At 41.9% G+C, this 18477-nt stretch carries 19 protein-coding genes; 5 read left to right on the top strand and 14 right to left on the bottom strand.

Annotated elements, in window-relative coordinates; translation table 11 throughout:
* Positions 1-121: 121 nt before the first annotated feature.
* The 14 genes from ACC612_RS04160 to ACC612_RS04095 form a co-directional block, all read right to left on the bottom strand.
* A complete protein-coding gene (locus ACC612_RS04160) occupies positions 122-496 on the bottom strand; it encodes a DUF2149 domain-containing protein (RefSeq protein WP_371853212.1) in 375 nt (124 codons plus the stop codon).
* Positions 493-1116 carry a MotA/TolQ/ExbB proton channel family protein gene (locus tag ACC612_RS04155; RefSeq protein ID WP_371853210.1) on the bottom strand — a complete coding sequence of 208 codons (624 nt, stop codon included), beginning with the start codon at positions 1114-1116 and terminating at the stop codon, positions 493-495. The genes ACC612_RS04160 and ACC612_RS04155 overlap by 4 nt, the downstream gene beginning before the upstream one ends.
* Positions 1103-1789: a DUF2162 domain-containing protein gene (locus tag ACC612_RS04150; protein WP_371853209.1), complete on the bottom strand. Its 687-nt coding sequence runs from the start codon at positions 1787-1789 to the stop codon at positions 1103-1105. Before ACC612_RS04150 ends, ACC612_RS04155 begins: the two co-directional genes overlap by 14 nt.
* A gap of 389 nt (positions 1790-2178) precedes the next feature.
* Positions 2179-6429, bottom strand: a complete 4251-nt coding sequence (locus tag ACC612_RS04145; protein ID WP_371853208.1) for a cobaltochelatase subunit CobN — start codon at positions 6427-6429, stop codon at positions 2179-2181.
* A gap of 428 nt (positions 6430-6857) precedes the next feature.
* Positions 6858-7007 (bottom strand): 30S ribosomal protein S27ae, encoded by a 150-nt coding sequence (locus ACC612_RS04140; RefSeq protein WP_371853207.1) that lies wholly within the window; start codon positions 7005-7007, stop codon positions 6858-6860.
* A 12-nt stretch (positions 7008-7019) separates the two neighbouring features.
* A complete protein-coding gene (locus ACC612_RS04135; protein ID WP_371853206.1) occupies positions 7020-7337 on the bottom strand; it encodes a 30S ribosomal protein S24e in 318 nt (105 codons plus the stop codon).
* Entirely contained in the window at positions 7327-7908 is a 582-nt protein-coding gene (locus ACC612_RS04130; RefSeq protein WP_371853205.1) for a GTP-dependent dephospho-CoA kinase family protein, read from the bottom strand. The genes ACC612_RS04135 and ACC612_RS04130 overlap by 11 nt, the downstream gene beginning before the upstream one ends.
* Complete coding sequence (gene spt4, locus ACC612_RS04125) at positions 7909-8094, bottom strand: transcription elongation factor subunit Spt4 (protein WP_321420599.1); 186 nt, start codon at positions 8092-8094, stop codon at positions 7909-7911.
* A 2-nt stretch (positions 8095-8096) separates the two neighbouring features.
* Positions 8097-8666 (bottom strand): DNA-directed RNA polymerase, encoded by a 570-nt coding sequence (locus tag ACC612_RS04120; RefSeq protein WP_371853204.1) that lies wholly within the window; start codon positions 8664-8666, stop codon positions 8097-8099.
* Positions 8667-8737: 71 nt separating this feature from the next.
* A complete protein-coding gene (locus tag ACC612_RS04115; RefSeq protein ID WP_371853203.1) occupies positions 8738-9103 on the bottom strand; it encodes a DNA-binding protein in 366 nt (121 codons plus the stop codon).
* Positions 9100-10326 carry a translation initiation factor IF-2 subunit gamma gene (locus tag ACC612_RS04110; protein ID WP_371853391.1) on the bottom strand — a complete coding sequence of 409 codons (1227 nt, stop codon included), beginning with the start codon at positions 10324-10326 and terminating at the stop codon, positions 9100-9102. Before ACC612_RS04110 ends, ACC612_RS04115 begins: the two co-directional genes overlap by 4 nt.
* A gap of 266 nt (positions 10327-10592) precedes the next feature.
* Positions 10593-11750: a formate--phosphoribosylaminoimidazolecarboxamide ligase family protein gene (locus ACC612_RS04105; RefSeq protein WP_371853202.1), complete on the bottom strand. Its 1158-nt coding sequence runs from the start codon at positions 11748-11750 to the stop codon at positions 10593-10595.
* Positions 11751-11823: 73 nt separating this feature from the next.
* Complete coding sequence (locus tag ACC612_RS04100; RefSeq protein ID WP_371853201.1) at positions 11824-12435, bottom strand: stage II sporulation protein M; 612 nt, start codon at positions 12433-12435, stop codon at positions 11824-11826.
* Complete coding sequence (locus ACC612_RS04095; protein ID WP_371853200.1) at positions 12435-13286, bottom strand: DUF63 family protein; 852 nt, start codon at positions 13284-13286, stop codon at positions 12435-12437. Before ACC612_RS04095 ends, ACC612_RS04100 begins: the two co-directional genes overlap by 1 nt.
* A 129-nt stretch (positions 13287-13415) precedes the next feature.
* Here ACC612_RS04095 and ACC612_RS04090 point away from each other — a divergent pair, with 129 nt between their 5' ends.
* The 5 genes from ACC612_RS04090 to cfbD all read left to right on the top strand — a co-directional run bounded on the left by ACC612_RS04090 (position 13416) and on the right by cfbD (position 18472).
* Complete coding sequence (locus tag ACC612_RS04090) at positions 13416-14483, top strand: NAD(P)-dependent glycerol-1-phosphate dehydrogenase (RefSeq protein WP_371853199.1); 1068 nt, start codon at positions 13416-13418, stop codon at positions 14481-14483.
* A gap of 30 nt (positions 14484-14513) precedes the next feature.
* The gene (locus ACC612_RS04085) at positions 14514-14957 is read left to right on the top strand and encodes a UPF0179 family protein (RefSeq protein WP_371853198.1); all 444 of its coding nucleotides are present in this window, start codon (positions 14514-14516) and stop codon (positions 14955-14957) included.
* Between the two features lie 83 nt (positions 14958-15040).
* Entirely contained in the window at positions 15041-15664 is a 624-nt protein-coding gene (locus tag ACC612_RS04080) for a DUF2150 family protein (protein ID WP_371853197.1), read from the top strand.
* A 133-nt stretch (positions 15665-15797) separates the two neighbouring features.
* A complete protein-coding gene (gene cfbE, locus ACC612_RS04075) occupies positions 15798-17204 on the top strand; it encodes a coenzyme F430 synthase (RefSeq protein ID WP_371853196.1) in 1407 nt (468 codons plus the stop codon).
* Between the two features lie 140 nt (positions 17205-17344).
* The gene (gene cfbD, locus ACC612_RS04070) at positions 17345-18472 is read left to right on the top strand and encodes a Ni-sirohydrochlorin a,c-diamide reductive cyclase catalytic subunit (protein ID WP_371853195.1); all 1128 of its coding nucleotides are present in this window, start codon (positions 17345-17347) and stop codon (positions 18470-18472) included.
* Positions 18473-18477: the final 5 nt, after the last annotated feature.

The following is an 18477-nucleotide window of genomic DNA, read 5'->3' as shown; positions in this document are numbered from 1 at the left end:
TCCTCCGATAACGTGTGCTGAGCACTTCGGATACATTGCTTGGCGGCGGTACCGAAGTGCCCACTGCAATTTACGTCCCTGTTTTTTCCTTCACGAATTTTATTACATTATAATTAGCAAATTAAGTAGTAGCAGTAGTAGTTGTCTTATTCCCATCCTCCGGCACATACACCACTCTTCCATCAGCTAGTTTGTATGCAGTTCCAAGAACGTCACCGGATCCTCCTCCGATCTGGTCAGTAAGATTCATTACTTCAATGGGCTGACCTTCCTCTTTTACGATGATCTGCATATCTTTCTGCCCGGGATTTTTAACAATAGTTGTACTTTCCGTAGGATTAAGTAAGTCAGTCAAATTGTATGACATCAAGAGTGCTAGCATAAGGGCTACTGCAAACACCATTGCAGTATCAAAAAGGTTTGCAACCCCTTCCAAGGGGTTGCGTTCCTCTTCATCTCTCAACAAACCTGTTCTTCTATAGCGCCTTTGCCTCATGCTTTTACCTCAATGGTATCAAGGATATAATCAATATCCGCCATATCCTGCCAATACCACCTTTTTCGGATCTGAGTCAGGATATAAGCAATACCACTGACAAAAATACCGACAACTGTTGTAGCGAATGCTATCATCAGATTATGAGCTAAGGTCAAGAGATCCCCTCCCGCAAGAGCTACAAGTGCAGGTCCCATAGGAATAAGAGTGCCCATCAGTCCTAACATTGGGCCAATGGTGGAAATGATACGAGTGAACTCAAGTTTCTTTGCCATCTTGATCTCATATTCCTGTGAAAGCCATTCTATGGCAGCGGTTCTGTTCTTTTCCATGTGTCCAGCCGCAGCATGCGCAAAGTTTGTTACAATAAAGTTTTGCTTAATCTTTCTAAGGGCATCTGCTGCTGCTTTATAATTGGCTTGTTGTACATTGGTCTGCACTTCAGAACATGTACTTTCAAGATTTTTAACATTCCTGTTTCTTTTTGCATATTCAGAAAGAAACTCACCTATTAGAATCAATGCTATAAAAGATAATGCGACCAATAAGAAAACTACTGGAAATAATAATGAATTTGAAATTGTATTCATTATATTATTTATTACATCAAAGAAACTCATTTTTTCTCACCTTCAAAGTATGAATCACATATCCACAGCCGACAACAATCCCCATCAATAACAGAGGAATTATGTCAATTTCTCCTCCTATGTTAGATGCAGCCACTTGCTTGGATTTTATGTAAGCTGGCACTAGCATGGAACCAAGCAGGTAGAATATGCCAAGGAACATCATCACAGACCCAAGGTCTTCGGGTGTGCGATGCATTTTCCTGAATAACCAGCTTGAAGTTACAACTGTGATGAAAAAGACAAATCCGACCAAAGCTCCGATCCTGAACCCACTCCAGCCGAGCGTGGAAGCAAGTATCATGCAGGATAGAAAAAGAGCTGTAAGGCAGACAGGACATGGTACTGAAATGAAAAGGAAAGTGTGCTTTGACACGTCATGCCCACATGTCCATTTTTTCTGGGTGTAAATCCCTGCACCTATAAGGAGTAGTGCCACAATCACATGCAAGGTTATGCCCATACTGGTTATCTTATCTAGATTGGATTGGTCTACCAATCCTATCAGGCTGCCAAGTATTATGGAAATGACAAAGTAACTAGAAGCAATGATCAAGATATCTCTTCTGCGGATATTGGAAAAACCACATCCAACACCTGTTTTCAGGGCAAATATCATTATCCCCAACAGGATACCAACAACTATCGCATAAACTGAATTCATTTCTCTCCTATCCCTTTATTTTTTTGCAATATACTTTGTGTGCTTTAATTACCAATGTTTAGATTAAAGCAACTTACAGTGCTTAATACCCAGACATATGAAATATGAGTAAACATGTTTGTGTGATATCAAATTTCATATGCACATTTTTATGCAACATACGTTTTCTGTTTAGATAATAAGTCGCACTACTTAAGTCTTCTTATATTTTTCGGCATGCTGGGATATAGAATAAATATATTTGTAACAAGATGGCGAATATCGGAAAGTTGCATACAAAAGATAGAAAAGATTCAGAAATTCCACGAAGAAAATGTAAATAAAAAACATGTTGGACAATCCATGTCCTGGAACGGAGCACGGATCATCCAAGAAAGCCTGTAGTCTTCTTACATTTTCTTCTTTCTCATGAATCCAAGGAATACCGCTCCTGCTGCTCCTGCAACTAATACAAAAGCAACTAGATCAGAACTTGAGAATGTGCTGCTACTGCTTTCCGGCTGGGAAGGTGATTCAGTTGTCATTTCATATCCTTCCACATAGTCCTCAGGAGTTGACTTTTGGGCTTCAGGTTGTGGCTGGCTAAGGTCTGTACCTGCTCCTACCTTTGATTCAGTAGTCTGGTTAGATCCGGAAGTTCTAGCCTGGCTGGTAATTTGCAGTTTCTGACTACTGGAACTACTGCTGCTACTGTGGCTGGAACTGCTTCCTTCTACAGATTCCCTGCCAGTTGTTTCCACCATGATATTTTTGTAGGCAGCAGCGGTTTGCTCATCCACAACACCTGGAACTGACATCACACCCTGCACGAATTCATCCAATGACGGGTTACCACAGGTATGATGACAGCATGTTACTCCATTTTCAACAACTGTCTCCACATATTCTTTCACAAGATCCTGAATTATCTCATCTGATGCATCCCAATAGCCTGTTCTAGCAGACTCCAACGCAGTTGCAGCCATTGATTCATATGCGTAAGGATTTGTGGATTTTAGATACTCAGTAACTCCCGTTTCATACTGGTCCTCGAAATATGTACCATATAGCTCATTCCACATATCATCTGTGACCAGTTCAGGAGTTGCTACATCCCATACACGCATGACCTCAAAGACAGAATCCATGTATCTTGTACCATCAAACCCATTGCCCATCATACCCTCTATCCAGCTTGGATTCAGGTAACGTGAACGCAAATCCTTGCTTAAGAACTCACTCAAAGTTTCTATCTCTGCAGAGCTGCTAAGATCATTGATATACATATCCGGTGCAATGCCACCTGCTTCTTCAACTGCCAGACTCAAACCGCCGAAATAGGCTGCTACCATTGTATGGTCAAGTACACCATAAACATTCGATGTGCGGCTGAACACAGCAGTTTCCACATCTGCAAGGTTCATTTCGAAAACATCAGAATATTGTTCTCCCCATATATCCTGACCATAGACGTAACCCATTCTGTCTATATAGAGATCAGCGATATCATCTGCATTAACCCATGTATCGCTCATTATTGCTTCCTGTATGCCGGGTGTATATGCTCCGGAAGATGGACTGAAAACCCTTGAAACTGAGAGATTGTATGCCAGTGTTTCATTGTATCCGTCGTCTATAAGGCTCTCATAGGTTGCAGCAGAATGTTCTCTTACATAGTTCGGATAGGTATCATTCTCTGCAGATGCAGCCAGCCTTATTGCTTCATCGAGGAGCTGTATCTGGTTTGGATAGACATCACGATATAAGCCGGATGTAACTACCATCACATCTATCCTTGACCTGCCAAGTTCACTGGAATTCATGAGTCTAAGACCTGATACTCTGTTCTTGCTGTCATATTGGGGTTCCACTCCAAGAAGCTTGAAGATCTCTGATTCCATAACGCCCTGATTACGCGTGGTTTCCACAGACCACAAAAGGAAGGCTATCTTCTCCGGATATTCTCCGTCTTCCTCAAGTTTGGTTGCGAGCAGTTCTTCTGCAAGCTGCGAACCAACTGTCCACGCTGCACTTGTTGGAATAAGCCTGTCATCGAAAGTATACAGATCCCTTCCAGTTGGTAGCGCATCTGGATTCCTTATATGATCACCCGAAGGTCCCGGAGTGATATAAGTACCATCAAGCGCATCAAGTATCTTTGTAATCTCACAATCACAGTCTTTTATCCTTTCAAGATACTCCAATGACAAGTTGAGGTCATTCCCAACATCGGAGGAATTTGTACCTAACACCATCATTTGTGCATCGTAAGGAGATGTGGAATTCAATATAGTTTCATTTAAAAGTGCTACCGCAAGATCTTCACTTCCACCGGAAGCGTTCACATGTGCTATAAACTCGTCTCCTAACATGCTGTTTATGAGCATCACAAGGCTTTCACCTTCAGGAACCTCCCCCAGCACATGGGAGCCATATGGCATATACGCTGTTTTTAACTCCTGCAAGTAATCTGAAAGGTCAACTATGAATGAATCCGTAAGAGTTGTATTGCCGGATATTTCTTCAAGATCAACACCCAGATCATTATCAAGGTTCAGCTCTGCTGTCTGGTTAAGGATGTTCTGCCTATAGGTTTCTTTTACTGCAGTATCAGAGGCCTGGTTGAACAAAGTGATATCCTGTTGCAGGTTCGCAAATTCTTCATAAAGACCTGCAGGAACCAATGTTGGAGTCATAAAGTCAACGATGAGCATATTGGCTCTTCTTTTATCAAATACACCTTCTGCATCCATTGGAAGAACATGTACCTGTGGCATATCTTCCATCAAAAGTGCTCCCCAGTCCTTGGCAGACAGTCCACATTCTTTTCCAGGCATCAGTTCAATACTTGAGAATATTGTAAACATTGCATCTGCTTTGTATTCCCTGGACATGTACTGATAGAAGGCAAAACACTGGTGAGTTGGAGGGTATGAGCCATCATTGTACATTGCTTCTTCACTTGAAGACCAGCCATTTTGCGGATCAGGGGCAAGAAGTATATTACCAAATTGAAGTACCGGTATGACCAGATACTTGCCTGAAGAGTTCTCATAGACCATGAGGTTTCCGGGTGCCTTTCCCCACATTGAAACCATTTCATCCTGTTTCTCTTGCGAAAGTTCTTCGAACCAGCCCATATACTGAGATTCGGGTATGAGTATAGCACTGCCATTCTCAACACATTTTTTAAGTTCTCCGGGAGCCCAGTTACCTACATTATGACCTTTTTCGACCATCATGGTGGCAAGTTCTGTGGAATTGGGTAGTTGTGCCTCGCCGGTGTTATAACCTCTATCCTTCATGGCTTGCAGAAGGTTGGCAAGGCTTGATTGTGCATCGAGATAGTAATCAATATCTGCTCCCACATCGGCTTTACCACCTTCCGGATTATAGTAAGGAATTACTATTTTTTTCTGGGAATTACCTTTTTCGTGCAGTTCCGCCCAGGATATTGCCCTTTTGACCAGCCAGTCAACCTGATAATCTATTGGTTGGTTATATTCAATACCAGTTGCTTCATCAGTAGCTTTGCCGCTAATGACGATGGGTTCGATTAGTCCATCAAGTTCTGCATATGCCACCTGATACTGCTGGTCGGGAGGTACTCCGTGAATGCTGTTTTCCCATTCCTCCACGCTGACACCGGAGAACAAACGGATACCGTTCATAACAGTGATGTTCAAAGTCTCAAGATCAGCAATCCCCTGCTCATTCTCAGCATAATGCAGACGTGATCCGCGGGAAACTACAATGGCTACGTCGGCTATGGACTTGTTGTCCATCATCAGGTAACTCATTGAATTATTATCTTTGTAAGAGTATGTTGTTACGACCACATTGCACCCGTTACTTTCGATTTCCCCGACAAGTGAATCAAGCAGTGGCATATCCCTTTCCACATAGCTGTAACTATCAAAGATTATAGCGAGGGTAGAATTTTCGGAATTGTAAACACCATTTGTATCATACCAGGAAAGATAGTCTGTCAGATTTTCATAGATCTGAGGTGCAGCAGGGTGATAAATACCATAGATTGGTCTTTCCAGAGGAGCCTCTATTGAATAATTCAGACCGAAGAATGTTGCTCCAAGAAAAGTATCTAAATTATAGAAATTTGTTTCTGATGGATATTTAATGTATAGCTCAATATCCGAATACTCTGGAGCAGACGTATTTACGTTATGCAGACCATAGCCTTTTAAGGTATCTCCAACTGAGATGATATACGAACCATCTGTTTTGGCATCGTTCACTGTTGAAGTGATCTTATCGACTACATAGGAATCAAGATTTGACATAACAATCATGTCATTGCCACTAAGATCAAAACTTAAATCTGAATAAGAGACACCAAGATATACACTAATATTCATCTGTGAACTTATTTCCGGATAAGATGCTACTTTTTCCAGATAAGTTACTTCGTAAGGCCTTGATACCACATAAGCTATTTTTGGTATAGTATTCCCGGTCTCAGAAATGAGCGATGCATTGATAGATGAGTTTTCATTACCTAAAGCCGATGTAACTGTAAAGTTTGAACTATCATTGGTAATTGTAGTTGTGTTTATTTGTTGTTCATCTGCCGATACAACAGTTGTCAGCAATGCTAGCAACAAAACGCTTAATATAAAGGTAAATACATATTTTCGTTGCATGTTATCTCCCCGATAATATGCAAAGCACTCCTGTTCTTGCTTGGCGGCGGGCAGGAGTGCCTACACATCTTTTTTCGTTTATCTCTCGATTAGCAATAAGAGGTACTTGAAAAAGCTAAGCATATTCTGACAAATAGAAAAACGTAGTTAGTTTGGATAGGTTGGAGGTTTTGTCACATTTTTGCTTGCATTTATCATTGTACCACCTTAAAGCATATAGGAATTAAATCAATAATATTAGCAAATAAGGAATATAAATATAATTGCTACTATTGATTGTTAGTATTATCCCTACTATTTGAAAGTGATACAGTAATCTAATATAAACATTTCGTAATTATTCTGTGTGAAAAATAGATACAGCTGAAGCTCATATGAGAGAGAACAAAAATAAAAAAAGAAAGAAAAAGAAGAAATAAAATTAAAATTTATTTCTTGAACTCGGTGTAACTGCATTTACCGCAGGTACGCCTGTCCTTGTGTTCAGCAAGGAATACACCTTCTCCGCATCTGGGGCAGGCCTGGTGTGTCCTTTCGAGTTTGTCGCCGCTGACTTTATAGTAATCTTTTACTGCCATTATTACACCTACTTATTCTTCTGCTGCTTCTGCCTGTTCTTCTGCTGGTGCCTCTGGCAGTTTGTTCCTCTCGAGGATGTGATCTTCTTCTACCTGCTTCATGCGGGCAGCATCCTCATAGATCTTTGCGTATCCATTGACCAGCTGTCTTCCGAAATCATTCTTCATTCTCTGGACGACCACAAGTTCCAGTGGTACGTTCAGCAATGCAGCCATCTTATTCTTTACATCCATTCTTGTGGGGGTGGGCCCTTCAAAGGTTACCTCGAACTTAAGCTCACGCCTTTTAAGAAGTGCATTAGTCTTATCCTCAATGATCTTAACATCCATTGAATTTCCTCCGAATATCTATTAAATTGCTCCTGTCTTCCTGCCCGCTAATTATTTTATCAAGCAGGTCAAGGATCTCTTCCTTTTTGGATTTTGTGATACTGACAAACACAACACCTTCATCCGGTTGCCCATATAGTACAACCGAACCTTCGGGTGCCAGTAGAATTGCAGGCAATGCCGCAAGGTCCTCTTCGCCGCGCACGAATATTCGCACATGGTCCTCTGATTTTATTGCGTCATGGACCACATCGATCAAATCCTCGGTTATGACCCCGGGAGGATTATCCACGAATATTTCACAGAACCCTGTATGTTTTGTGCCTACTACTACGCTGGCTGACGCAGGCCCGCGTTTTGTCCGGTCATCAACGATAAGGATGTCCGGAATAATATTTGAATTGAGCAAGTGGAATGTAGTAACATCACCCACCGATATAAGTTTTGTGGGGCTCCCCAAGTCTTTGGAAAGCTTCTGAATGGTGTCATCCCCTACACCTGTGTAAAGAACACCAAAGGTTTTCCTTAACAAAGGACGCAGTTCTTCCGGGAGGTGAATTGTTTTTACCAATTAACGCACCTTCAGTGCATATCTATCGGCTACTTTAATCTCCATTTTCTGGGCTATTTCGGAATTTTCAGGATCTACAATAATGACCATGCCGCTCCAATCGCTGCTAAGGTTGCTGGAACTGCATATTAGGCATGTCTGACCTGTAACTATCCTGTGGCATTCCCTACAAACCTGATCTGCCATGTTCAACCCTCTTCCTGCACGTTGGATTTCATTCTCTCTTCTTCAAGCCACTCCAGTTTGCCCAAGGCACTCTGCCTCATAGTAAGACCGATCTTACTCTCTCTGGGTTCTCTTTCATTAATACTGAGCGCAACTATCCTGGCCCTTACCTTGTCACCTTCTCCAAGGGAACGTGGACCGGTTTTGCTCATGAGCCTGCCATTTTTCCCATCATATGACATGAAATCATCTGTGATCTGGCTGACATGTAAGAGACCATCCATGGCACCTATACTCACAAAAGCCCCGAAATCAACAGTTTCAACAACCTCTCCTTCAACTACTTCCTGTATCATGGGTGAGAATACTATAGCATAAAAATCAACATCATAGTAAACTGCACCATCGCCCACCAGAATGTGGCCCTCGCCTACTGATTCAATTCCAGTGACAGCAACTATCGCACCAAGCTGTTTATCAAGCCTGCCTTCAAGCTTTTCCCTCAGTGCATTTTTTACATTGACCTGAACATCCCCGCCCAAAAGATCAGGAGCTACCCGGATGGTATCAGAAAGTTTCATTTTCTTGTACATGCGATTATCTCCAAAAGCCCAGTTATTGTGCTATAAACTTATTAATATGTTATAATTTTTACTATAATTCATCACAGTATTTCCAGACGAGTCTTTTGCCTGAGGGATATTACCCTGATGCCCAATTCAAACAGCCGTTTCTTTAATCCAATGTCATTTGTCAAAACAGCAGCCCCTGTATCCTGTGCAAGGGACACGATGATATCATCAGCATGCCCTTCCAGAGAGATAAGTTCACACCTCTGTGCCAGAGACTTTCCTACTTTTGCAGCTATCCGGTCCTGGCCCCGAGCTAACACAATGAGCCTATCAAGCTCTATCAGCACAGCCTGAGGAACTATGAAATGGTCAAAACCTAACCTATGCAGTTCACCGAATATATCTACATTGAATTGTACAGGTACCATCAGAGCGTTTGTGTCTATTATCACCTTCAAGACTTTATGACTCCTGCACCTATCAGGCGCCATCTTGAACCAATCCTTCTGCTGATAGCCACCATTGACCCTGCACTTGCACATACCGGTCTTTTGAGCTTAACTTCAGCAACATCCTTTCTTGCGCTGGTGACCACACCTACAGTAGTGGCAGTACCTACATTAAGCATCAGAGGTTCACTTGTCCTGATAGAACCTATTTCTGCTTCATCAATCACACCTACTACCCTTTCAAGCAGATTAAGCTCAAGAGTAAATACATCACGTGTAGGGGGCAATGTCCCAGGCTTTCCGGCTACCTGACCTACAAGAGAATCACTCTTAGTAATAGCAGGGTCCAATGTAGTACCTACAGCAAGCAGTCCTCCGGGAGTTGCTTTATCCACAGAGTCTTTACCTGCGAAGACCATAGAGGTCTTGGTGAGGATTGGAACCCATCTAGTAGTTCCTTCACTTTCCAGCTTGTATCCAGGCCTTATCTCAAGTTCATCGCCAGTTGACAGAACACCTTCTGTGAGGGTTCCACCAATCACACCACCCTTTATTTTATCTATAGGGGTTCCTGGCTTGTTTATATCAAATGAACGTGCGATGAGCATTTGTGCAGGCTTGTCCATCTTATGCTCCGGAGTTGGTATGTATTCCTCCATAGCCTGAAGAAGAGCATCTATGTTGATATTCTGCTGGGCAGATACCGGGATGATAGGAGCGTTTTCAGCTACAGTACCTTTCACAAACCTCTTTATCTGCTTGTAATGATCTATTACCTCTTCCTTAGATACAAGATCGATCTTATTCTGGACAATAAGAAGATTATTTATACCGATGATGTTCAAAGCCATCAAATGTTCCTTTGTCTGCGGCTGTGGACATTCTTCATTTGCAGCTATCACAAGTATGGCACCATCCATAATAGCTGCTCCGGAAAGCATTGTTGCCATCAATGTCTCGTGACCCGGAGCATCAACAAAAGAAATAGTACGCACTTCTTCTGAAGGCTCGCCACATCCCGGACAAGTATCTTGTACAGTATAGCATTGTGGCTCGGGGCAGTTAGGGCATTTTCGGATAGTGGTATCTGCATACCCTAATCTAATAGATATTCCGCGCTTCATCTCTTCACTATGAGTATCAGTCCACACGCCTGATAGTGCGCTTACTAAAGTGGTTTTTCCATGGTCGACATGACCTACCATGCCGATATTAACACAAGGTTGACTCAATTCCTGATTTCCCTCCAATGGGCAAATAATAATAAAAGTGCGTAGCAATACGTGCAATCGGTCAAATGACCGGGTGATATTTTGCTCCAGACCGTTGTTATCATTTGGTTTCTGGTATTTAAATGATTTCAACGTTTTAGTAATATCTACTTATTAAATCTACGCATCTACATATAATACAAACTAAACTCACAATAAATGCATAATAAATTATGGAAATATATAGCAAAGTATTGAAGCAATTTCTCAAGATCTAATGAAGGAAGTTAGGTCACAATGCGACCCAACTCTCCCATTTCAATAGCTCTTCTGATCTCAAAAGCTATACGCCTTCCAGTACTCATGTTCGTCCTCCATATAGTGTTCCCGTATGGGTGACCCACTGACATGTGCACATTAGTGCCACCGCCAACTCTGGGTGCAACATCATATATGTAGAAGTTGAGATCCTTATCGATACAGGTTTGCAGACAGAAAGGTCCTATAACTCCTGGATCATAGTGCTTACTGGCTGCATCAATATACTTCTCAGCCAGCATGAACACATCTTCTAGCAGGGATTCACGCAATGTGGAGGAGTTGTGCCCGCATACAGTGTATTCAGGGGTCAGCTGGTGTTCTGCAAGAGTGATCTGCTGAGGTGCGGGCAGACGGACATGACCATCGAGGCTGGTCTCAAAGCGCCAGTCTATTCCAAGGATCTCTAGCTTGCTCATTTCCTCCTCTATAGGAGAGTAGAACATATCGAAGTTGAACACCGGCCCGATAATGTATCTTTCGATCCTCGCATTGTCCAAAGCTTCTCTGGTAATCACACCTTGTTTAAGCAGGGCTTCAGATTTCTTCAGATACTCTGCATAAGTTGCAGCAGTGAAAAATCCCCTTTCCAGTTTCTTAACAGCGTGAGGGAGTTTCACTATTGAAAGCTCTTCTATATCCTGAGGGTCATTGATCCTTTCAGGGAAGGGGAGACCTGCTTTCTCAAGAAGCCAGTAATAATCACGGTCAATACCTCTTTCCTCACTTCTGAGCATATTCCTGCTACCTACTATGGGTACAGCAAAGTCGTTCTCTACCTCATCTATTCCGCAGTATGAAGTAAATGACCTGTTTGGAATAAAAAGAATGTTGTTATCACGCAGCATCTGCTGATTTTTAGGAAGCAATACCTCATTGAACTTCTTAAGTATCACAGATTCATCGACAATGCCACGCTTTACCTTTCCATACGCATCCCTTTGTGCTTTAAAATAGTGGGAATACGTTTTCTCTCTTCCCTGCTGACATATAGCGAAAGTGCGGAAATCCTCTTCTACTGCACCATCAAATACGTCTAATGCAGAATGAGAAGCAATTGCTCCTATCTTTATCTTGTCAGGATCATAATCTTGAACGATATCTACGATTTCTTTTCTGTCTATCATCTTATACCCTCTCTTGTCTTCACACATATCAATGAAATATATAGGCTTTGTTTATTTCTACACAATAATTTTCTTACAGTTGACTCAACACACCTATAATAGCTGAAGTAATAAATGTTTCAACGACAGCAGCTATGAAAAGCAGTGGCATGACCCAATAAAAGAAGAATTTGATACCTGTGAGCATTTCTTCCTTTAAGGATACTGATTCTCCTTTAAATGCGGCAATTACTTTAAGTCCCAATCTTATGCCTACAGCAGCCGAGATCACTACCATAGGTATCTCAATAATACCATGTGGAAGAAGACCGCCCGCTAAATAAAGAAGACTTTGTTCCATCAGTATCTTATAACTGAAAATTCCTAGGAAATATCCATTATATGCAATGAAAAGTAGTGGCACTACGCCAAAAAAGACACCAAGTACCAATATGAACAAACTCTTAATGGAATTATTTAGGAATATCAAGAACATTATCTCTATGGGGGAAAGGTTTTTTAATAAATCCACAAGACCTTCCAGTTCTTCCAAGGATTGCATAGCCATCTCAGGGTGCATAATAGCAACCACATACCCTATGGCGGCCGATAATAAGAATAATAAGGATACAATTCCAATCTCTTTACGTAGATCCTTTAGATATTGAAGCGCTTGTTCCTTATTACCTACATCATACATCTTCATCATACTCCGAAAACCATGCGTATAGTATTCCTGCATGCAGGAGAGAGACCAAGCACAAGGATCACTAGCTTTACAAATGTCCGAAGGTTGCGCGACTCAGCGTCTTCATTGAAATTAGTATCTATTATGTATAGCACAGGGATAAATATGGCTAGCTTCAAGGGATACATTACAAATGCCGTTCCTGTCAGATCAATAAGATAAGACGGCAATACATGCTTTTCATAGTATCCTAGCGTATCCACTCCTATGAAAGTGGAAGAAGCATCCAACATATGAGCATAAAGTATGGATAAGTTCAACTTGTCCGTAAGTACTTCAAAGCCCACTTTTTTAGCTACAACGTAAACAGAAAGGGTTACCAATGTCCCCAGGCCAAGAATATATAGCAGTACCATAGGAAGAGCTATCTTCTGTACGCTAAGAAGTAGCGATAGATTAAAAATAAACCAGAGAGCTCCCATGGATCCGAAAATAGTTTCCATGCTTTTTCCAGACCACTTTTTGCTGATCACTTTAGCTGCAATGAGACACCCCAGTGTAATAAAGAAAACAACAAAATAGATGATAGGAGTTATCAGGAGCAGATTAAAAGGATATTGTATAATTCCTGCATCTTCATAAACCCTCATGGAAGATCCGGCAAGCACAAAGGGTACTATTGCCGCAATCAGCCTGTTGTTTGCCTCTACATTCAGTTTTTTAAGTAATCTGACAACAGCAAATATGCATAGACCGAGTATGATAGCCCATGTAAGGGTGTTAATTATATTGTAACCCTCATCATGCAGGATCGGGTCTATATAATATGTGTTTATAAATCCTGAAATCTTATCTATATACGAAGTCATTGAACCTCAAATGTTTATGCGATGCTATAGGAATATCCTAATAGAATTAATGTTTAATAACTTCTGTCATCAGGAACATTCCAAGTACGTTCATAAAATTTAAATCACAAAATTATTGCAGGTATTCAAGTGATCCCACCCAGAGAAGAGAACACAAAATGGATGCAATTACCCAGAGATATTGTAATAGGGCATGGAGTCATCAGAGAAGTAAAAAGTGTCTGTGATGACCTGAAGTTTGGAAATAACCCTCTGATAGTGACAGGGAAACATACCCGAGATATAGCTGGAAAAATAGTATATGATATTCTTGCAGATGCCGGAGTCAACCCATACGTAATAACCGTGGAATCAGCTACAACAGAAGAAGTCAGACACGTAAAGGAATATGCTATGGAAAATGATGCCAGCTACCTGTTGGGAGTGGGCAGTGGGAAGTCCATAGACGTAGCAAAGCTCTCAGCTACTGAATTGAAGATACCGTTTATAAGTGTCCCCACTGCAGCTTCTCATGATGGTATAGTATCTTCAAGAGCTTCTATACGTGATGGTAAAACAGTGACTTCTGTAGAAGCCAATGCTCCCATGGCAGTCATTGCAGATACAGAAATTATCGCAAATGCTCCATACAGGCTGCTTGCAGCCGGTTGTGCAGACATTATATCAAATTACACTGCGGTCAGCGACTGGGAACTGGCATACAGACTCAGGAACGAACCATTCAGTGAGTATGCAGCCGCACTTTCTCGGATGACCGCGAAGATAGTGCTTGATTCTGTGGATTCCATAAAACCTGATCTTGAAAGTTCAGTCAGAATAGTGGTCAAAGCATTGGTATCAAGTGGTGTTGCCATGAGCATTGCAGGCTCATCAAGACCTGCGTCAGGATCCGAACATATGTTCAGCCATGCACTTGATATGGTAGCTCCGAAGCCGGCACTGCATGGAGAACAGTGCGGAGTAGGTACTATCATGATGATGTACCTGCATGGAGGAGATTGGGAGCGCATAAGAAACGGACTGAAAAAATTGCATGCTCCTACCACTGCTGCAGAGCTTGGCATTGAAGATAAATATATATTGGAGGCTCTGCTTCTAGCACATACAATTCGTCCGGAAAGATACACCATACTCGGTTCAGGCCTTACCCCCGAAGCAGCCGAGAGAGTGGCAAAGATTACTAAAGTAATAGAGTGATACATTATTTATATTCAGGTGCGTGATGATATGGTCGAAACTACAATAACCCTTATTGGAGCCAGGCTTGCCAAAGAAGGCATGGACTTCATCTTTGAAGGGGAATCTAATGAGTGCAACAAATGTAAACTCAAAAACACATGTTTAAACCTCGAAAAAGGGCGCAGATACAAGGTAGTAAAAATAAAAACCCCTTCAGTGCATGAATGTTTCCTTCATGACGGAGGAGTAATAGCAGTGGAAGTAGTGAAATCTCCTGTAATAGCTATCCTGGATTCCAGAAAAGCTATAAAAGGTGCCAAAATCAGCTACGAGCCACCAAAATGCAAGGAAATTCCCGATGACTTGTATGATCTATTCTACCCGCAGGGACTGCGTACCGGAGATAAATGTACTATAACTACTATCTTTGAGAATATTGAAGAGGAAGGCATGTGCTCTTCTCCAATGAAGAAGGTAGAATTACAGTTGTAAAATTATAACAGAGATTAATGCGAATGTCTTTTATACTACTAGCAGAATGCTAAGAACATAGCGTAACCTAAAAGAGGTGTTTGATGTCTGATATGGAAACAGAGATTCTTTCCCATGATTTTTATACCATGGAAAGATGGAACAACTGGATAACCCAGGTTAAAGAAAGCGGCTTTGAGTTCAAGGAATCTGAAGAACCACAGGATAAGGACAGTGCAGTTTTCATCAACATGGAAGATGACATCATACTTGCATGTCTGAAAGTAGTTGCAAAGTTCGAGAAGAATCTCATCTCCGCAGAATCTGCTTTCCATTTGATCGCTCAGATAAAGGATATCGCACTTGCAGAAATCGAACCTATATCCGATGATATTGACATGATGATAGCTTCAATGCAAACATCATTAATAGGAACTTTTGCTGCATTTGAATGCTATATTAGACAGGATTTTAATAAGAAAGCAAGAATACCCACTCTGCTGAAGCAGGCACTGGAAGCAGAGGCTGCAGATAGCATAGAGATCTCACTGGACAAGATAGCAGAGATAGGTGCATTGATCATCAACGGACGCAAGTTGCCGGATGAAGTAATGGAAGACATCCCATATGGGCTTGTAGCTGAATGGATGGACGGTATTGACTCCATTGCCGCTGCCATGATGGGAAGTGACAGCTACAAGAATGATGAAGCAGATGATGAAAGTTAATCTTTCATAAATTACATTATTGTACTTATTTTACTTAGACCGGTCTTGACCGGCCAATCTTTTTATTTTGGTGCTTATTTTAGTGTATTGAGTCATCGTAGAACTTATCTATTGTTAAGTTCTTTTTCGGGGTATGTACTGTCATCTTACTGATCCGGCAATAAGGAACATAGCTGTCCTTGATATGACACATGGCGGTGTTATCATCGCCCGTAAACTCAAAGAGCTGGAGTTCAATGTGACAGGCGTGGATGTTTATGGAACACTTTCCATGGAACAATGCCGCTCTCTGGAAGCAGATGTTATCACGGTGGTGAACAAGAGCTGCACTATTGAAAATTTGGACCTCGTAATAAGCCCCGTGCACTTATACCCGGATCATGTAATGCTCGAGCAAGCAAAGAAAAAGCAAGTTCCCATAATTTCTCATCACAGAGCTGTAGGAGAAATCCTATCATTTACAGATGTTGGTGAGTGCCCCCTTATCATCGAAGTTACAGGCACCAAGGCAAAGACCAGTACTGCATCCTTGCTGGCAGATATGATCTCAAGAAAACTTACTGTTTTGTTACACACTTCCAGGGGGTTGGAATTATGGGAAGACGGTGTGTGCCAGCTGATCCATAAAGGTCTGAGCATTGCACCGGGGAGCATCCTGCAGGTGATGGATATTGCAGGCTCACTAGACAAAAAGATAGAAGCATACGTATTCGAAATATCTCTTGGAGTCACAGGATGTGGAAGTGTCGGTGTGATCACAACCCTTGACATGGATTACATGATTGCAGGTAAAACATCCATGGCGAGCGAAGCAAAGGTCAAATCTTTGCTCAATTGCCCTGAAAATGCACTCATTGTGCTCAATGAAAACTGCAGAAAAGTCTTCAAGCAATTGAACATACCACTTGCGTCAGAAAATATCAGCACATTCAATATACTGGAAAATGGAGAAAGCGCAACTTCAGATGCTGACTATTGCCTGAACATGAGTAAAAACAGTTTCTCTATTACATGTGGGGAAGAACAAATTGAATTCCACCTTGCAGAAGGATATGATGCAAAGTCATACATGACCGCTTTTGCTGCATGCTCTGCAGCAGCCTTTGAAATATCTATACCACCGGAAAATGTGAAAGAAACTATACAGCAGTTTAGAGGTTTACAGGGAAGGATGCAGGAGAGGGAAGAAGAGGGCTTAAAGATACTGGATAATTCCAACTCCGGCATGGACATAGCTTCAGTGGAAAAAGTACTTGATCTTTGTCTAAAAAGAAAGCAAAAGGTAATCATGGTACTTGGCGAAGAGGCTGCACAAGTATGTGAAGGACTTCCACCAGAGAGTGTTTCCGATTTTCTTGGAAGCAGGCTTGAAGATATAGATGAATTGATACTGGTTGGTGAGAGGATGAAACCAATGGCAACTGGAAATATTCACTATGCAGAAAGCTTTGATCTAGGGAAGACATGTGCAGTGGAACTTTCCAGAAAAAAGGGTAATACTGAAGTTATTATTGCTTTGTGTGTTAAGTGCTTCAGGTGAGACCAGGAGTTCGCATCATAAAACAGACCTTTTATACCAGAAAGCTGTAGTATATGCAAAACTGGTATTTGACTAAGTGTAAAAAATCATACTTCTTGAAACAAATATCATAACAATCATATGACACCATGGAGAATAGCATGGCTGCAAATGACATATCTATAATACACCCCAGACCGAGTTCGATAGTTGCTGCGTTATATACCCTTAGGGACCTGAATGTGGATGTTGCTATATTGCATGGTCCTCCAGGATGTTCGTTTAAACATGCAAGGCTCCTGGAAGAAGACGGGATACACGTAGTTACAACAGCCCTTGACGAGAACGGTTTTGTATTCGGAGGCCGCAGAGAGTTATCTTCTGTGCTTGAAAAGGTCAACGAGATGTTTCACCCGAAGTTGATAGGCGTTGTTGGGACATGCGCCAGCATGATCATTGGTGAGGAACTGCATGAACCAGTGATGGATGCCAACCTTGATGTGCCGGTCATAGAGGTTGAGGTGCATGCAGGATATGCAAATAATACAAAAGGTGTGCTGATCACCCTGGAATCTGCGCTGGACGTAGGAGTTATAGACAAAGAAGAATTCGACCGCCAGAAAGTGCTCCTGGAAGAAGCAACAGAAGTGGAAAAACGTCACGGTGCAGCCAGCAAAGAATATCTAGCTCCATCAAGAGGAGACCTGAAGTACAAGGTGGCGCAGCGCATTATAGAGCTGTTGCGGGAAGGAAAGAAAGGCCTTATAATAATGAACGCAAAGAAGGAAACAGGCTATATGTTCGCTGACATAAATGTTGCTGTGCATGAAGTTGCATCGCAGTTAGGAGTATCTGGAAATGTGGTTAACATGGCAAACCTGGATGAATCACTCGGTCTTCCACGAGTAAGAGACCATGCCCGTAATATTACGAATAACCTTAAAGAAAAAGGCGTGCAGGTACATGAGATCACAGGAGGACTTGATGAGTACCCCATTGCAGGTAATGTGGTGAATGAACTCATAAACAAGAAATATGCAGATTATGATTTTGCTGTGATCACGGGCGTTCCTCATGCCATACCCATGGACCATATCAGCAACATGGAAATCATTTCGGTTACAAATGGTCCCCGGCAGGTGCTGCCGCTGAAGGAAATGGGTCACAAGCATGTTGTGGTGGAAATAGACCTGCATCCCAAAACTCTAGGAGTGAATCACATAGTAGAGTCAGAACTTGGTGCCACGCTTCGGGAAATGGCAAAAGAGATGGCTGATGGTTCAGTATGAGGTGA

This window comes from Methanomethylovorans sp., from assembly GCF_041447285.1.
Taxonomy (GTDB): domain Archaea; phylum Halobacteriota; class Methanosarcinia; order Methanosarcinales; family Methanosarcinaceae; genus Methanomethylovorans.
The sequence above is the reverse complement of the archived record's forward strand: the minus strand, read 5'-3'. Positions and strand labels throughout refer to the sequence as shown.

What these genes read in the sequence shown, in the direction of transcription:
- ACC612_RS04160 (WP_371853212.1), bottom strand. Translation starts at nt 496, where the DNA reads ATGAGGCAAAGGCGCTATAGAAGAACAGGTTTGTTGAGAGATGAAGAG.
- ACC612_RS04155 (WP_371853210.1), bottom strand. Translation starts at nt 1,116, where the DNA reads ATGAGTTTCTTTGATGTAATAAATAATATAATGAATACAATTTCAAAT.
- ACC612_RS04150 (WP_371853209.1), bottom strand. Translation starts at nt 1,789, where the DNA reads ATGAATTCAGTTTATGCGATAGTTGTTGGTATCCTGTTGGGGATAATG.
- ACC612_RS04145 (WP_371853208.1), bottom strand. Translation starts at nt 6,429, where the DNA reads ATGCAACGAAAATATGTATTTACCTTTATATTAAGCGTTTTGTTGCTA.
- ACC612_RS04140 (WP_371853207.1), bottom strand. Translation starts at nt 7,007, where the DNA reads ATGGCAGTAAAAGATTACTATAAAGTCAGCGGCGACAAACTCGAAAGG.
- ACC612_RS04135 (WP_371853206.1), bottom strand. Translation starts at nt 7,337, where the DNA reads ATGGATGTTAAGATCATTGAGGATAAGACTAATGCACTTCTTAAAAGG.
- spt4 (WP_321420599.1), bottom strand. Translation starts at nt 8,094, where the DNA reads ATGGCAGATCAGGTTTGTAGGGAATGCCACAGGATAGTTACAGGTCAG.
- ACC612_RS04120 (WP_371853204.1), bottom strand. Translation starts at nt 8,666, where the DNA reads ATGTACAAGAAAATGAAACTTTCTGATACCATCCGGGTAGCTCCTGAT.
- ACC612_RS04105 (WP_371853202.1), bottom strand. Translation starts at nt 11,750, where the DNA reads ATGATAGACAGAAAAGAAATCGTAGATATCGTTCAAGATTATGATCCT.
- ACC612_RS04100 (WP_371853201.1), bottom strand. Translation starts at nt 12,435, where the DNA reads ATGAAGATGTATGATGTAGGTAATAAGGAACAAGCGCTTCAATATCTA.
- ACC612_RS04095 (WP_371853200.1), bottom strand. Translation starts at nt 13,286, where the DNA reads ATGACTTCGTATATAGATAAGATTTCAGGATTTATAAACACATATTAT.
- ACC612_RS04085 (WP_371853198.1), top strand. Translation starts at nt 14,514, where the DNA reads ATGGTCGAAACTACAATAACCCTTATTGGAGCCAGGCTTGCCAAAGAA.
- ACC612_RS04080 (WP_371853197.1), top strand. Translation starts at nt 15,041, where the DNA reads ATGTCTGATATGGAAACAGAGATTCTTTCCCATGATTTTTATACCATG.
- cfbE (WP_371853196.1), top strand. Translation starts at nt 15,798, where the DNA reads ATGTACTGTCATCTTACTGATCCGGCAATAAGGAACATAGCTGTCCTT.
- cfbD (WP_371853195.1), top strand. Translation starts at nt 17,345, where the DNA reads ATGGCTGCAAATGACATATCTATAATACACCCCAGACCGAGTTCGATA.